Below are 1,422 nucleotides of genomic sequence, written 5' to 3'. Positions count from 1 at the left end.
TGCGCGAACATCCAATTATCTGCAGCGGACAAGCCCTCGACCTATTAGTACCGGTCAGCTCCACCCCTCACAAGGCTTCCACACCCGGCCTATCAACCCTGTCGTCTACAGGGAGTCTTACCCTCTCAAGGAGGCAGGAGACCTCATCTCGAAGCAAGCTTCCCGCTTAGATGCTTTCAGCGGTTATCTCTCCCGAACGTAGCCAACCAGCCATGCCCTTGGCAGGACAACTGGCACACCAGAGGTTCGTCCGTCCCGGTCCTCTCGTACTAGGGACAGCCCTTCTCAAGTCTCCAACGCGCACAGCGGATAGGGACCGAACTGTCTCACGACGTTCTAAACCCAGCTCGCGTGCCGCTTTAATGGGCGAACAGCCCAACCCTTGGGACCAACTCCAGCCCCAGGATGCGACGAGCCGACATCGAGGTGCCAAACCATCCCGTCGATATGGACTCTTGGGGAAGATCAGCCTGTTATCCCCGGGGTACCTTTTAGCCGTTGAGCGACACCGCTTCCACACGCCGGTGCCGGATCACTAGTCCCAGCTTTCGCTCCTGCTCGACACGTCCGTCTCACAGTCAAGCTCCCTTGTGCACTTACACTCAACACCTGATTACCAACCAGGCTGAGGGAACCTTTGGGCGCCTCCGTTACTCTTTGGGAGGCAACCGCCCCAGTTAAACTACCCACCAGACACTGTCCCCGAACCGGATCACGGTCCAAAGTTAGATGCCCGAAACAGTCAGAGTGGTATTTCACCAACGCCTCCACCGCCACTAGCGTGACAGTCTCACAGGCTCCCACCTATCCTACACAAACCATCCCAAACACCAATGTCAAGCTATAGTGAAGGTCCCGGGGTCTTTCCGTCCTGCTGCGCGAAACGAGCATCTTTACTCGTAGTGCAATTTCACCGGGCCCATGGTTGAGACAGTGGGGAAGTCGTTACGCCATTCGTGCAGGTCGGAACTTACCCGACAAGGAATTTCGCTACCTTAGGATGGTTATAGTTACCACCGCCGTTTACTGGCGCTTAGATTCCTAGCTTCGCAGGCCGAAACCCACTAACCAGTCCTCTTAACGTTCCAGCACCGGGCAGGCGTCAGTCCGTATACAGCGTCTTACGACTTCGCACGGACCTGTGTTTTTAATAAACAGTCGCTTCCCCCCGCTATCTGCGACCCCACCCAGCTCAGGCCGTAAAGACCATCACCAGACAGGGCTCCCCTTCTCCCAAAGTTACGGGGACAATTTGCCGAGTTCCTTAACCATGGTTCACCCGAACGCCTCGGTATTCTCTACCTGACCACCTGCGTCGGTTTAGGGTACTGGCCACACACGAACTCGCTAGAGGCTTTTCTCGACAGCATGGGATCACTCACTTCACCAAAAACGGCTCGGCATCACGTCTCAACCTTCACG

The 1,422-nt window shown here is 56.0% G+C and carries 1 rRNA gene (cut by a window edge); it reads right to left on the bottom strand.

Annotated features, from left to right (window positions below):
• Window positions 1-23 precede the first annotated feature (23 nt).
• Window positions 24-1,422: ribosomal RNA gene (locus ABZ635_RS03755) — 23S ribosomal RNA — on the bottom strand; it runs 1,887 nt beyond the window's last position.

This window comes from Nocardiopsis sp. NPDC007018 (genome assembly GCF_040635075.1).
Classification (GTDB): Bacteria; Actinomycetota; Actinomycetes; order Streptosporangiales; family Streptosporangiaceae; genus Nocardiopsis.
Note: the sequence above shows the minus strand (reverse complement) of the source record. Positions and strands in the feature narration are given on the sequence as shown.